Origin of the sequence: Pseudomonas sp. KCJK9016 (assembly GCF_046231795.1) — a bacterium.
GTDB lineage: Bacteria > Pseudomonadota > Gammaproteobacteria > Pseudomonadales > Pseudomonadaceae > Aquipseudomonas > Aquipseudomonas bananamidigenes.
Genome location: NZ_JBJJMM010000038.1, coordinates 1 through 13,237, shown reverse-complemented (window position 1 = coordinate 13,237; position 13,237 = coordinate 1). Strand labels below are relative to the sequence as shown.

Annotated in this window: 14 protein-coding genes and 1 pseudogene; 11 read left to right on the top strand and 4 right to left on the bottom strand. The window is 61.5% G+C overall.

Annotation, left to right across the window (positions count from 1 at the left end; all coding sequences use genetic code 11):
• Positions 1 to 34: 34 nt before the first annotated feature.
• The 3 genes from ACK6BI_RS25820 to ACK6BI_RS25810 all read right to left on the bottom strand — a co-directional run bounded on the left by ACK6BI_RS25820 (position 35) and on the right by ACK6BI_RS25810 (position 1,704).
• Entirely contained in the window at positions 35 to 376 is a 342-nt protein-coding gene (locus tag ACK6BI_RS25820; protein ID WP_409319335.1) for a type II toxin-antitoxin system RelE/ParE family toxin, read from the bottom strand.
• A complete protein-coding gene (locus tag ACK6BI_RS25815) occupies positions 309 to 503 on the bottom strand; it encodes a stability determinant (protein WP_409319317.1) in 195 nt (64 codons plus the stop codon). Before ACK6BI_RS25815 ends, ACK6BI_RS25820 begins: the two co-directional genes overlap by 68 nt.
• Positions 504 to 756: 253 nt before the next feature.
• Positions 757 to 1,704, bottom strand: coding sequence for a transporter (locus ACK6BI_RS25810; RefSeq protein ID WP_409319316.1), 948 nt, complete (start codon positions 1,702 to 1,704; stop codon positions 757 to 759).
• Between the two features lie 211 nt (positions 1,705 to 1,915).
• Between ACK6BI_RS25810 and ACK6BI_RS25805 the strand changes: the two genes are divergently transcribed.
• The 11 genes and pseudogenes from ACK6BI_RS25805 (at position 1,916) to ACK6BI_RS25755 (ending at position 12,364) form a co-directional block, all read left to right on the top strand.
• Entirely contained in the window at positions 1,916 to 2,950 is a 1,035-nt protein-coding gene (locus ACK6BI_RS25805) for an AraC family transcriptional regulator (protein WP_409319315.1), read from the top strand.
• A gap of 57 nt (positions 2,951 to 3,007) precedes the next feature.
• Positions 3,008 to 3,895 (top strand): Dyp-type peroxidase, encoded by an 888-nt coding sequence (locus ACK6BI_RS25800; protein WP_409319314.1) that lies wholly within the window; start codon positions 3,008 to 3,010, stop codon positions 3,893 to 3,895.
• Between the two features lie 9 nt (positions 3,896 to 3,904).
• Positions 3,905 to 4,872, top strand: a pseudogene (locus ACK6BI_RS25795) (Gfo/Idh/MocA family protein).
• Between the two features lie 214 nt (positions 4,873 to 5,086).
• Positions 5,087 to 5,854 carry a GntR family transcriptional regulator gene (locus tag ACK6BI_RS25790; RefSeq protein ID WP_409319313.1) on the top strand — a complete coding sequence of 256 codons (768 nt, stop codon included), beginning with the start codon at positions 5,087 to 5,089 and terminating at the stop codon, positions 5,852 to 5,854.
• Positions 5,851 to 7,581: a fumarate reductase/succinate dehydrogenase flavoprotein subunit gene (locus tag ACK6BI_RS25785; protein WP_409319312.1), complete on the top strand. Its 1,731-nt coding sequence runs from the start codon at positions 5,851 to 5,853 to the stop codon at positions 7,579 to 7,581. The genes ACK6BI_RS25790 and ACK6BI_RS25785 overlap by 4 nt, the downstream gene beginning before the upstream one ends.
• Positions 7,582 to 7,606: 25 nt before the next feature.
• A complete protein-coding gene (locus ACK6BI_RS25780; RefSeq protein WP_007959413.1) occupies positions 7,607 to 7,852 on the top strand; it encodes a ferredoxin family protein in 246 nt (81 codons plus the stop codon).
• Between the two features lie 109 nt (positions 7,853 to 7,961).
• Positions 7,962 to 9,365 carry an ABC transporter substrate-binding protein gene (locus tag ACK6BI_RS25775; RefSeq protein WP_409319311.1) on the top strand — a complete coding sequence of 468 codons (1,404 nt, stop codon included), beginning with the start codon at positions 7,962 to 7,964 and terminating at the stop codon, positions 9,363 to 9,365.
• A 119-nt stretch (positions 9,366 to 9,484) separates the two neighbouring features.
• Positions 9,485 to 10,282, top strand: a complete 798-nt coding sequence (locus ACK6BI_RS25770; protein ID WP_409319310.1) for an ABC transporter permease — start codon at positions 9,485 to 9,487, stop codon at positions 10,280 to 10,282.
• Positions 10,282 to 11,130: an ABC transporter ATP-binding protein gene (locus ACK6BI_RS25765; RefSeq protein ID WP_409319309.1), complete on the top strand. Its 849-nt coding sequence runs from the start codon at positions 10,282 to 10,284 to the stop codon at positions 11,128 to 11,130. The genes ACK6BI_RS25770 and ACK6BI_RS25765 overlap by 1 nt, the downstream gene beginning before the upstream one ends.
• Positions 11,127 to 12,089 carry a HEAT repeat domain-containing protein gene (locus tag ACK6BI_RS25760; RefSeq protein ID WP_409319308.1) on the top strand — a complete coding sequence of 321 codons (963 nt, stop codon included), beginning with the start codon at positions 11,127 to 11,129 and terminating at the stop codon, positions 12,087 to 12,089. Before ACK6BI_RS25765 ends, ACK6BI_RS25760 begins: the two co-directional genes overlap by 4 nt.
• Entirely contained in the window at positions 12,086 to 12,364 is a 279-nt protein-coding gene (locus tag ACK6BI_RS25755; RefSeq protein ID WP_409319307.1) for a DUF971 domain-containing protein, read from the top strand. Before ACK6BI_RS25760 ends, ACK6BI_RS25755 begins: the two co-directional genes overlap by 4 nt.
• Positions 12,365 to 12,475: 111 nt before the next feature.
• Here the strand turns inward: ACK6BI_RS25755 and ACK6BI_RS25750 are convergent, their stop codons facing one another.
• Positions 12,476 to 13,213 (bottom strand): TorF family putative porin, encoded by a 738-nt coding sequence (locus tag ACK6BI_RS25750; protein ID WP_409319306.1) that lies wholly within the window; start codon positions 13,211 to 13,213, stop codon positions 12,476 to 12,478.
• Positions 13,214 to 13,237 lie beyond the last annotated feature (24 nt).

Here is a 13,237-nt window from a genome sequence, read left to right as displayed (position 1 = left end):
GTACGCTTCGGGCGGCCATTCGGCCGCCCTTTTTTTAGGTTGATGAGGTTGGAGGGTATTTTTGTCGGGCGTGAAGTACCCTCAGTATTTTGATGTGGCCATTCACTCGATAGACCAGCAGATAGTTCGGGTGAATCACCATTTCGCGAGTGCCAGGTACTCGGCCAGGCCGGTACCCATAAGGTATTGATGACAGTCGCTGTGCTGCGACACCCACCTTGCGTCTTAGCGAAATGGAAGCGTTGGTGTTGTGTTGCTCGATGTATTTGAAGATGTCAGCCAGTTGACGCGAGGACTTGCTGCTCCATTCAAGCAGCAGAGCGGCGCTTCCTGCGCATCTCTTCCAGTATCTGGTCGAGCATTGCCATAACGTCATCATGGGGAATGCCCGGGCTGGGATCATCAAGTGCCTCCTGAACCTCGGCGCGAAACCAGCGATCGTAGCTCTCTGCCTCTTCTTCGGAGTCGAAGTCAGAGTAAAACGGGGAAAGCAATATGCTCATAGTGATCTCCGTGATCAATCTCGGCAGTTTAAGGGGGAATGGCCCATTGTCGTCACTGGCAGACGATGTACCCCATGAGCCCTAGAGGAACCATGGGGTAACGGAGCCCAGTATCAGCAAACGTCCCCGTTAAATCTGCCGGACGTTTCCCTCCGTTGTCCGGCAATCTCGACCACCGCTGTAGGCCTATTCCTGCCCTTCGTTTTTCAGGTTTTCAGCCTACAAATCTGCGCGCGCCTTCCTGCAAATGCACTCAGAACGCATACGGAATACTCACCTTCGCCCACAACATGTCCCCCTCCGGCCGGTTCTCCACGTCGAACTCCCTGGCCCAGCGGATCTCCGCACTGGCGTACTTGAGGAAGGTGAGGTGCAGCGCCGGGCCGATGGCGAAGACCTTGCCGCGTACGCCATCGTCGACATCCTGACCGGCGAACTGCACGGTATGGCCGAACTGTTTGTCGTCGGTGGTCTGCTTCAGGTAGTAGCCGTTGACGCCGAGCATCAGGTCGTCGGTGATCTTGTAGCTGGCCGAGTAATCGAAGTGGAAGATCTGCCCGGACTTGTAGTCGGTGTCCTTGTTTTTCTCGTTGAAGCTGTAGGTGGTCTTCATCGAGATTTCGGTCTTGTCCGTCGGCAGCCAGGTGAAGGAGAACAGCGGCTTGTAGGTGTAGAAGTTGTTGCTGGTGTTGGCCAGCCGATCGACGCTGTATTCGCCGGTGGGGACGGTTATTTCCACGGCGGCGCCGAGGGTCAGGTTCTTGCCCATGTCCCACAGGATGATCGGTGCGAAGGTGGTATCGCCCATGCTTTCGCGGGTGTCGCTCTGGCCGAATACCGAGACTTCCTGCTTAAGCCATGGCTGGGCGATGTAGCCGGCGAGGCGTCCGCCGAACACCCGCACCGGGCTCAGGTAGTCGATGCGCGGGATGACCGCCGTGGATTCGATCTCGACGTTCGGCACCTTCCCGCCGAATGAGCTGATGTTGAGCTTCGTCGCCTTGTAGTTGTTGTAGTAGAGATTGAAGGCAACCATGTTTTCGGGAAGGTTGTCGACGTCCAGCGGCAGCACGAAAAAGCCGTCGGTGCCGGTACCGATGTTGTCGACGCCGGCTTCGGTGGCCAGGGCTGGCAGGGTGGCGGCGCAGCCAAGCAGGCTCAGCGCCAGTCGCACAGGGAGTGTCGCGCGGTTCGGGATCATGTCTGTCCTCGTTATTATTGTGTTTGGGCGCACTGCCGGCGCGCAGGACGCCCGGCCACTATAGAAATAAGCCCTTGGCGCACACCGGGGCAGGGTATTGGCGGACACGGAAGGGGGCTTCTGCGGACAGTCAGTCAACCCTGTGCTAACTTCCTTCGACATAACCGGTAACAAAAATAACAATTCAACGTGATCCGGAATGTCAGCTCCTATGAACGTAAAACTCCAAGACCCCACCTTCGATCTGGCGCTGGTGTCGCCATTTCTGTTGCAGACCCTGGCAGAAGTCGTCGCCGGCAAGGGCATCGAGCCGCAAAGCCTGTGCCGTGGCCTGGGTTTTGACGTCGAGGATCTGCAGGATCCGTCGCAGCGCATTTCCTACCGGCAGGCCGTGGCCATGATCCAGCGTGCGCTCAAGGTATTGCCCAATCAGGGGCTGGGACTGTGGGTCGGTGCGCAGAACGTGCTCGGGACTCTCGGTCTGCTGGGACACGTGCTGTCGCTGTGCAAGACCTTGCGCGATGCGTTCGACATCGGGGTCCGGCATCAGCACACGTCCGGCGGGATCGTCGTGTCCAGCGTCGATGTGGTGGGCGATCAGATCTACCTGGATGTTGAATGCCGGCTGCCGTTTGCCGAAGTGCAGGTGTTTGCGGTCGAAGAGTTCTACGCCAGCCTGCTGGTCTACGGCCGGGCGCTGGTGGGTGAGGCGTTCAAACCGATTGCAGTGGAGTTCGTTCACGCGGCCCCGGATTACGTCGATGAATACCGGCGGCTGCTGGGGCCGGACATACGCTTCGGCTGTCTGCACAATCGCATGCTGATCGACGCGCAATGGCTGGATGTGAACCTGCCCAACCATCATTCGCTGGCGCTGCGTCAGGCGGTCAAGTTACTGGAGCTGGAAGCGGCGCAAGTCCATCAGAAACTCGATCTGATCCAGGCCGTGGAACGCGCCATTGCCCGGGACCTGAGCCGGGGCAGCCATATCGAGAAGATCGCCGGTGACCTGAACATGAGCAGCCGTACTTTGCGCCGGCGGCTGACAGAGCACTCTCTGACGTTCGAGGCACTCTTGGAGCAAGTGCGCCAGGCGCGAACCATGAGCCTGCTGGCCAATCCCGACATGCCGATCGAACGCATCACCGAGGAGGTCGGCTATAGCGACGTACGCAGTTTCCGGCGGGCTTTTAAACGCTGGACGGGGAAAAGTCCGAGTGTGTGGCGCAGCGAGTGCGTCATCTGATCCCCCACAAATCCTCCGGCTACAGTTAAACTCCGCGCTCTTTCCCAAGGAGTTCACATGAGTTACTACCAGCCGGGCATTCTCGCCACCCCTGTTCCGCCGCAAGCACGTCACCTGTTTTTTGCCCTCGAATCGGTAGAAGCGCTGCCGCAGGCGATCGACAACCTGCTGAGTCTGGTGGACGGAAAATCGGCGGTGGTCGGCTTCGGTGAATCCCTGGCCAAGGCCCTGAACGTGAACATCGAAGGCTTGCGCAGCTTCCCGGCACTGACCGGCGTCGGCGTCGAAAATCCTTCGACCCAGCACGCCCTGTGGGTCTGGCTGCACGGCGTGGACCGTGGCGAACTGCTCAACCGCAGCACCGCGCTTGAGGCCGCACTGGCCCCTGCGTTGCGTCTGGTGCAGATGCAGGAAGCCTTCCGCCACAAGGACGGCCATGACCTCACCGGCTACGAAGACGGCACCGAAAACCCTCATGACGAAGCCGCCATCACCGCTGCACTGCAAAGTGAAGGTGCCGAGGGCCTGGTCGGCGGCAGCTTTGCCGCGATCCAGCAGTGGCAGCACGACCTCAAGGGCTTCCATGCATTGTCCGCCGAGGACAAGGACAACATCATGGGCCGTCGCCTGAGCGACAACGAAGAGATCGACGACGCCCCGGTGTCTGCCCACGTCAAGCGCACCGCCCAGGAAAGCTTCGCCCCGGAAGCGTTTGTCGTGCGCCGTTCGATGCCGTGGATCGAAGGTGACCGCGCCGGTCTGATGTTCCTGGCGTTCGGCTTCTCTCTCGATGCCTTCGAAGCGCAACTGCGGCGCATGAGCGGTCTGGAAGACGGCATCACCGACGGTCTGTACCGCATCAGCCGGCCGATCACTGGCGGCTACTACTGGTGCCCGCCGCTGCAAAATGGCCACCTCGACCTGCGCGCGTTGCGCATCGGCTGAGGCGCAAGAATGAACGTGGTGCGCTGGGGCATGATCGGTTGCGGCAGCGTCGCCGAACGCAAGAGCGGGCCGGCCTTCTACAAGGCCCCGGCTCGGCGTTGGTGGCCGTCATGGGGCGCCGCCTCGAAGCCGTGACCGATTACGCCGCGCGCCACGGCATCGCCCGGATTTACACCGATGTCGATGCCTTGATCAACGACCCCGAGGTGGACGCGGTTTACATCGCCACGCCACCAGACAGTCACCACGCCTATAGCCTGAAGGTCGCCGCTGCCGGCAAACATTGCTGCGTGGAAAAACCGATGGCGCTCAACGCCGGACAAAGTCGCGAGATGCAGCAGGTGTTTGCCGACGCAGGTCTGCATCTGTTCGTGTCCTATTACCGCCGTTCGCTGCCGCGTTTCCAGCAGGTTCGGCAATGGTTGCAGCAGGGGCGCATCGGTGAAGTGCGGCATCTGAGCTGGACGCTGACCAAGGCGCCATCACCGAAGGATCTGGACGGCAGCGCCAATTGGCGCACCGATCCGGCGGTGGCTGGCGGCGGGTATTTCGCGGATCTGGCCAGCCATGGTTTCGACCTGTTCCAGTATCTGCTTGGCGACATCGTTGAAGTCGCCGGCTTCACGGCGCGCCAGGCCGGACTGTATGCGGCGGAAGATGCGGTGAGCGCCAGTTGGCGATTCGCTTCGGGTGCGTTGGGCATGGGCTGCTGGAGTTTTGTGGCGGACCGGCGCGAGGATCGGGTCGAGATCATCGGCAGCCGGGGGCGGATCGGCTTTTCGGTGTTCGACGAGCATCCGGTCGAGTTACATGGCGATGAGCACATCAGCCTTGAAATCCCCCATCACGAACACATTCAGTGGCATCACGTGCTAGGCATGAACGCGCAGATTCGCGGTGAGTCGCAGCACCCGGCGACAGGAGCGCAAGCTCTGAAGACCGATCGGGTCATGGACCGGATCCTCAAGCGCCACTGACTCCCAGGCCATACATCCTCTCCTGTGGGAGCGAGCCTGCTCGCGAAAACGGTGTGTCAGTCCCCAAAGTACTGATTGACACGACGCCTTCGCGAGCAGGCTCGCTCCCACAGGATTTTGTGCGCATCTAACCTTATGCTCATTCGGTATTTCTCAAGCTTGTCATAACGTCTCTAAGATCACGTCATAACTCGTTATGACAAGTGATCCCGTGATGACCGATAACGTTCTCTCCTCAAGCCCGCTCTCCTTATCAAGTGTCCCGCTGCACACCCAACTGCGCGACGTACTGCGCGCCCGGATTCTCGACGGCGAATACCCGCAGGACAGCCAGATGCCGTCCGAAAGCGAGCTCGGCACGCTGTTCAAGGTCAGCCGCATCACCGTGCGCCAGGCGCTGGGCGATCTGCAGAAAGAAGGGCTGATCTTCAAGATCCACGGCAAAGGCACCTTCGTTGCCAAACCCAAGACTTTTCAAAACGTCAGCACCTTGCAAGGCCTCGCCGAGTCCATGACCGGCCGTGGCTACGAGGTGATCAACCGCCTGCGCAGCTTCAAATTCATCGCCGCCGACAAACGGGTCGCCGAGCGCTTGCAGGTCGCCGAAGGCGAAATCGTCGCCCAGATCAAACGGGTGCGGCTGATCAATCGCGAGCCGATCTCGCTGGAAATCACCTACCTGCCCAAAGCCGTCGGCGAACGGCTGGAGAAGGCCGATCTGGTCACCCGTGACATCTTCCTGATCCTCGAAAACGACTGCGGCATCGCCCTCGGCCATGCCGATCTGGCCATCGACGCGATGCTGGCCGACAGCGACCTGACCCAGGCCCTGAACGTCGAGGCCGGCTCGCCGATCATGCGCATCGAGCGTCTGACCCACGACGCCCACGGCCAGCCGCTGGACTTCGAACACCTTTACTACCGTGGCGATGCATTCCAGTACCGCCTGCGGATCGACCGGCAAAAAGGGGAGCAGGCATGAGTCGAACGACGCTCGAACAGGAATACGACATCGTCGTCATCGGCGGCGGCACCGCCGGCCCGATGGCGGCGATCAAGGCCAAGGAAAAAAACAGGGATCTGCGGGTGTTGCTGGTGGACAAGGCCAACGTCAAGCGCAGCGGCGCGATCAGCATGGGCATGGACGGCCTGAATAACGCGATCATTCCCGGCCACTCGACGCCGGAGCAGTACACCAAGGAAATCACCATCGCCAACGATGGCATCGTCAATCAGGCCGCGGTGTATGCCTACGCGACGCACAGTTTCGAAACCATCGAGCAGCTCGACCGCTGGGGCGTGAAGTTCGAGAAGGACGAAACCGGCGATTATGCGGTGAAGAAGGTCCATCACATGGGCGCCTACGTGCTGCCGATGCCGGAGGGGCACGACATCAAGAAAGTCCTGTATCGCCAGTTGAAACGGGCGCGAGTGAACATCACCAATCGTCTCGTCTGCACCCGTTTGCTGACCGACGAGGAGGGCGCCATCAACGGCGTGATGGGGTTTGACTGCCGCACTGCCGACTTCCATGTGATCAAGGCCAAGGCTGTCATTCTTGCCTGCGGCGCTGCAGGTCGACTCGGTCTGCCGTCCTCGGGTTACCTGATGGGCACCTACGAAAACCCGACCAACGCCGGCGACGGTTATGCGATGGCGTATCACGCCGGGGCCGAACTGGCGAACCTTGAGTGCTTCCAGATCAACCCGCTGATCAAGGATTACAACGGCCCGGCCTGCGCCTACGTCACCGGCCCGCTCGGCGGCTACACCGCCAACAACAAGGGCGAGCGCTTCATCGAGTGCGACTACTGGAGCGGGCAGATGATCTGGGAGTTCCACCAGGAACTGGAAAGCGGTAACGGCCCGGTGTTCCTCAAGCTCGATCACCTGGCCGAGGAAACCATCCAGAACATCGAGGAAATCCTGCACAGCAACGAGCGCCCGAGTCGCGGCCAATTCCACGCTAATCGCGGCACCGACTACCGCACGCAAATGGTCGAGATGCACATCTCCGAGATCGGTTTTTGCAGCGGCCACTCGGCGTCCGGCGTGTGGGTCAACGAGCGCGCCGAAACCTCGGTGAAAGGCTTGTACTCGGCCGGTGACATGGCCGCCGTGCCGCACAATTACATGCTGGGCGCGTTCACCTATGGCTGGTTCGCGGGCAACAACGCGGCGGAGTTTGTCGCCGGGCGTGAATTCTCCGCGCTGGATGCCGAACAGATTGCAAAGGAAAAGGCCCGGGTCTACGCACCGCTGGACCGTGAGCATGGTCTGCCGCCGGCGCAGGTCGAGTACAAGCTGCGGCGCTTCGTCAACGACTACCTGCAACCGCCGAAAGTGACCAGGAAGATGGAAATCGGCCTGCAACGTTTCAGCGACATCGAACGCGATCTCAACGAGATGAAGGCCAACAACGCTCACGAGTTGATGCGTGCGATGGAAACCAGCGTGATCCGCGACTGCGCCGAAATGGCCGCCCGCGCCTCGCTGTTTCGCGCCGAAAGCCGCTGGGGTCTGTACCACTACCGTGTCGATCACCCGCAACGGGACGACCGCGAATGGTTCTGCCACTGCCACCTGAAGAAAGGCGAGGACGGGCGCATGACCAGTTTCAAGAAAGCCGTCGAGCCTTACATCATCCCCCTCGATGCCGAGGAAATGCAGGCTTACGACCGTCTTCGGGTTGGTCCTTTCGCCGCTTGAGGCATCACCAGAGAGAGTCCGAACCATGGCCTACCAAGCCCAGGAAATCTTCTTCCGCTCCAATGCCCCCGTCACCGTGGACGAGGACAAATGCATCGCCGAAAAGGGCTGCACCGTGTGCGTCGACGTCTGCCCGATGGACCTGCTGGCGATCAACCCGGCCACGCAAAAGGCCTACATGGCGTTCGATGAATGCTGGTACTGCATGCCGTGCGAAAAGGACTGCCCGACCGGTGCGGTGAAAGTCGAAATTCCGTACCTGCTCCGCTAAAACGCTATCCGGCAACACCGGACGCCTGACTCAAGACACCCCTCGTTTCCCACCGCGCCCTGATCGCGGCGGAGACGAACATCCAATAATGATTCGAGGGGCTTCAACCATGTTGCGTGCAGCAATCGCCGGTCTGGTACTGGCTTCGTTCACCCTGTCGGCCTCGGCCGAAACCATCCGCATTGCCATCGGCACCCAGGACACCACCATCAACTGCGCCGCCGGCGGGCTGTTGATCCGCGAGCTGGGCCTGCTCGACAAATACCTGCCACACGACGGTGCCTACAAAGACGCCAAGTACGACGTGCAGTGGAAGAACTTCACCAGCGGCGCACCGCTGACCAATGAAATGGTCGCCGGCAAACTCGACTTCGGCGCCATGGCCGATTTCCCCGGCGCGTTCAATGGTGTGGCGTTTGAAACCGCCGGCAAGCACAGCCTGTTTATCAGTGTGCTGTCGGGCAGCATCAAGGGCAGCGGCAACGGCATCGTGGTGCCGAGTGCGTCCGGCGTACAGTCGCTGAGCGAACTCAAGGGCAAGACCATTTCCGTGCCTTTCGCGTCCACCGCCCACGGCATGTTGCTGCGCGCGGTGGCGGAGCAGGGCTGGGATCCGCTGAAGGATGTGAACATCATCGCCCAGCCGCCGGAAGTCGCAGGTTCCGCGCTGCAGGCCGGCAAGATCGATGCTCACGCCGACTTCGTACCGTTCGCCGAACTGTTCCCGAGCCGTGGCTTCGCCCGCAAGATCTACGACGGCGCCCAGGCCAATGCGCCGACTTTCCATGGGGCGCTGGTGGATCAGGCCTACGCGAAAAGGTACCCGGAAATTGTCGTCGCCTACCTGCGGGCGAGCATCGAGGCCACCCAGTTGCTGGCCGCCGAACCGGAGAAATACAGCGAACTGATCGCCAAAGTCACCGGCGTCGATGCCGAGGTCAATTACCTGTTCCACGGCCCGCTCGGCGTGCAGACCCGCGACCTGAGCTGGAAACCGGAATATCGCCAGGCCGTGGGCACTGCCATCGATACGCTGAAGCTGCTGCAGAAGGCCGATCGCGGGCTCGACCTGAATACCTTTATCGACGATCAGTACATCCGTGCGGCGTTCAAGGCCTCGAATCTGGATTACACGGCGCAATTGGCCAACTACGCGCAGACGCCGTTGAAGGCCGTCGACTCGGCGACCGGCAAGGCGATCACTGATTTCAGCCATGTCGCGGAAATCTGGGTGCGGGGTGAGGACAAGGTCCGGCGGTATGCCTCGGCTGAAGAGGCGTTTTCCGCACTGGCCGACCTCAAATCGGAAGGCAAGAACATCCGGGCGGTGTATGCCCAGGCAAGTGACAGCGGAATCAAGTTGCTGGCGGAGCAGGCCTGGTTTGCCAGTGATGGGAAGGGGCGCCTCAGCGCGTTTTTGTTGAGGGGGCAGGCGCAGCAGTTTGCTTCGGCGCAGGGAGGCAAAGTGTTTGATTTCACTGATGCCACCGCGCAGGCCGTGGTCAGTCGTTAACCGATAACAACTCGGTCAACTGTGGGAGCGCGCTTGCTCGCGAAGGCGTCCGGTCAGACGGTGCAACTTTGCCTGACCTATCCGAATCGCGAGCAAGCTCGCTCCCACATAGAGTCGGGATGAGAGGAATTGTTGTGTTCAGACCTTATCGACGCTGGATCCCCCGAGCCGCCTCGCTGCTGCTCTGCCTGCTCTTCTGGCAACTCGCCGCCAGCCACCACTGGAACCTCGGCCTCGTCACCTTCGCCAACGTGCCAACCCCATTGGCCGTGATCGAAGCCGCATTAGGCCTGGGCGACTCCGGCAAGCTCATCCAGCACCTGAGCGCGAGCCTCGGCCGGGTCTTCGCGGGTTACCTCGCGGCGCTGGTGATCGGTGTTGCATTGGGTCTGGCCATCGGCCGTTCGAAATGGGCCGAAGACCTGCTGCTGCCACCGCTGGAAGTGCTGCGTCCGATCCCCGCCGTGGCGTGGATTCCGCTGGCGATCCTGATGTTCCCGTCGTCCGAACTGTCGATGGTGTTCATCACCTTTACCGGCGCGCTGTTCCCGATCCTGCTCAACACCGTGCACGGCGTCGAAGGCGTCGATCCGCGCCTGATCGCCTCGGCCAAAAGCCTTGGGGCGGGGCGCCGGGCGATCCTGCTGGAAGTGATCCTGCCGGGCGCCGCACCGAGCATCATCACCGGCCTTGCGATCGGCATGGGCACGTCGTGGTTCTGTCTGGTGACCGCCGAAATGATCTCCGGCCAGTTCGGCATCGGTTACTACACCTGGGAGTCCTACACCATTCAGAACTACGCCGACATCGTGGTCGGCATGTTGCTGATCGGCGTATTGGGCATGGGCAGCAGCCTGCTGATCAAACGTCTGGGCGGGTTGTTCACGCCCTGGCATCGACCACGAGGAAAAGCCTGATGAGCGTGATGCAAACCCCGGAAGGGCGGATCGACATCCGTCAGCTGTCCATTGTCCTCGGCGAAGGCCCGCAGGCATTCGAAGCGGTGCAGGGCCTGGATTGCCAGATCGAGCCCGGCCAGTTCGTGTGCATGCTCGGCCCGTCCGGTTGCGGCAAATCGACCTTGCTTGGCGCGCTGGCCGGGCATCTGCAACCCCATGGCGGGCAGTTGAGAGTCGACGGCGCCGAAGTGTCCGGCCCGTCGCCACAACGCGGCATGGTGTTCCAGCATCACACGTTGTTTCCGTGGCGCACGGTGCGCGACAACGTGGCCTTCGGCCTGAAAATGCGTGGTACCGGCAAGATCGAGCGCCATCGCGCCGCTGATGAAATGCTCAAACTGGTCGGCCTCGAAGGTTTCACCGGGCGCTGGCCCGATCAACTGTCCGGCGGCATGCAGCAACGGGTGGAAATCGCCCGGGTGCTGGTCAACCGGCCACGGCTGTTGCTGATGGACGAGCCCTTCGGCGCACTGGACGCGCTGACCCGACTGAACATGCAGGAACTGCTGCTGGATATCTGGACGCGCATCCGCACCACCGTGGTGTTCGTCACCCACGACATCGACGAAGCGCTGTTTCTCGCTGACCGCTTGCTGGTGATGAGCGCACGGCCGGGGCGGATCATCGAAGACCTGCGCCTCGACTTCCCGCGCCCGCGCACCACCGGGCTGGTCACCAGCAGCGAATTCGCACGCCTCAAGCGCCACTGCCTCGACCTGCTGCGCCAAGACAACGACCGACCGCTGCCGCGCCTCAATCCGCTCGGCCTGCCTCCTGAAAACGCCTTGCCGAGATTTGCCCTGTGATCTCATTTTTTGCTGTGACCGATAACGAAGAGATTCTGGCCCTGCAACCGCGCCTGACCGCCGATGACGCCGGTGTGCGCCGGATTGCACTGATCGATCTGGCCGACCTCGAAGAGCCGGACGGCTTGCTCTGGCTGGTTGAACGACTGGCCGAAGACCCGGCCGAAGAAGTCCGCGCTGAAGCGGCGCGCTTGCTGGAAGCCTGGGAGGACGGACCGGTGGTGGAAGCGCTATGCCAGGCGCTGACGGATCCGTCTCCGGCAGTGCAGGCTGCTGCGGCGCAGAGTCTGAGCCTGCTCAAGACCGAAGCGGCGGGCAGGGTGATCCTGCCGTGGACAGACCATGCTGAAACCAGCGTGCGGATTGCCGCGTTTCGGGCCTTGCGCGAATTGCGCTACCCCGGCGCTGCCTCTGCTGCGATTCAAGCGTTGAGCGATGTTGATGCGAGTGTGCGCCGCGAGGCGGTCGGTGTGCTCGGCTGGCTCAAACAGCTGGATGCTTTACCGGATCTGGCACGCTTGGCCAGCGATGACCCGGACACTGAAGTACGCCGCGCCGCCACCGGCGCCCTGGGCCTGGCGAGTGGCGCCGACGTGTTGCCGGCATTGCGCCGGGCGTTGCAGGACGACGCCTGGCAAGTGCGCGAAGAAGCCGCGACAACGCTTGGCAAGGTCGGCCACACCGACGCGGGTCCGGCGCTGATCGAAGCCTTGGCTGACGACTATTGGCAAGTGCGCTTGCGTGCCACCCGCAGTCTCGGTCGTTTGCGTTACGTGCCGGCACTCGACGCCTTGATCGATACCCTCGGCCATCGCATCAGCAACCTGCGCAAGGAAGCGGCGCTGGCGCTCGGCGAGCTGAATGATCGTGGCGCTGTGGCCGCGTTGCAGGGCGCGCAGGACGACGGCGACCCGGAAGTGCGCAAAGCCGTGCGGATTGCCTTGAGTCAGTTGCAATGAATCCGCTGGCGATCGGTAACTCCCGAACTGAACACCGCTTGCGGCTGAGCTGGCCGGATGGTCGCGAGCAGTTTCTCGATCATGCCGAACTGCGCCGTCAGTGCCCGTGCTCGCAGTGCCGGGCGTTTCGTCTGCGGGGCTCGGCTCCGCTAGTGGATGACCGGGTTCGTGTGATTGAACTCAACCCACAGGGCTATGGGCTGCAGCTGGTGTTCAGCGATGGTCATCAACGCGGGATCTATCCATGGCAATACCTGGCGCAACTCAATACTTGAGGACACCGCGTCCCTTGTGGGAGCTGGCTTGCCAGCGATGGCTGCCCGCCAGTCACCACGGCTCTATCGCCGGTAGTTTGAATCGTTGTACCGCAGCAAGTTTTCAGTGGCTCAGAAAGACTTGCTGACACTGGCCACAACCGTCGCCGTGCACACATCCTTGAAGCCCCAGTTGCTCAGGCACTGGTTCTGCGAAAGGTCGGTGTCGATGTAACTCAGGCCCAATATCACGCCGGCCAGGTTGTGGGTCAGTTTGACTTCCCACTCCCGGTAGGATTCTTCGCCATGACCGGACGCCGAATACAGATGCGGGTCCTTGAAGTCCATGTTGCCGTAGCGCAGTTTCAGCCCGGAATCGAACGGCAATTCGGTTTCATAGCCGATGTAGCTGTAGAGCGAACTCTGTTTGCTGTCGATGCCCGGCGCGTCACTGGAATAATACGCCGCGAGCTTCACCCCGTAGACACCGAGAATCCCGTAGACCTCGGTCTGGTTGAACTGGCTTTCCCTGGGGTAGGCGTAGCGAATGGTGCCGAGGTCCAGGCTCACGTTCTCGGTGGCCTGCCACAGCCAGCCGGCATAGTAATCGACCTCCTGACGGGTTTTCAGGCCGCCGCCGAAGTCGACGTTCGAACTCCACGCACCAAGGTACAGACCGCTGCTGTGGGCCAGGGTCAAACCGGCCTGTACCGCCGGATCGTTCTGGGTCTGGGAGATTCCGCGAGTGCGGTAGTCGCTGGCCAGCGTCAGGTCGACCAGCACGGCGAAATCATCGTTCAGGGGAATCGCGTGGCTGCTCAAGGGCAGCAGGCTCAAGGACGTGAGGGCGAGCAGGGGCATGGCTTTCATGTGAAGTCCCGATGTTGTGATTGT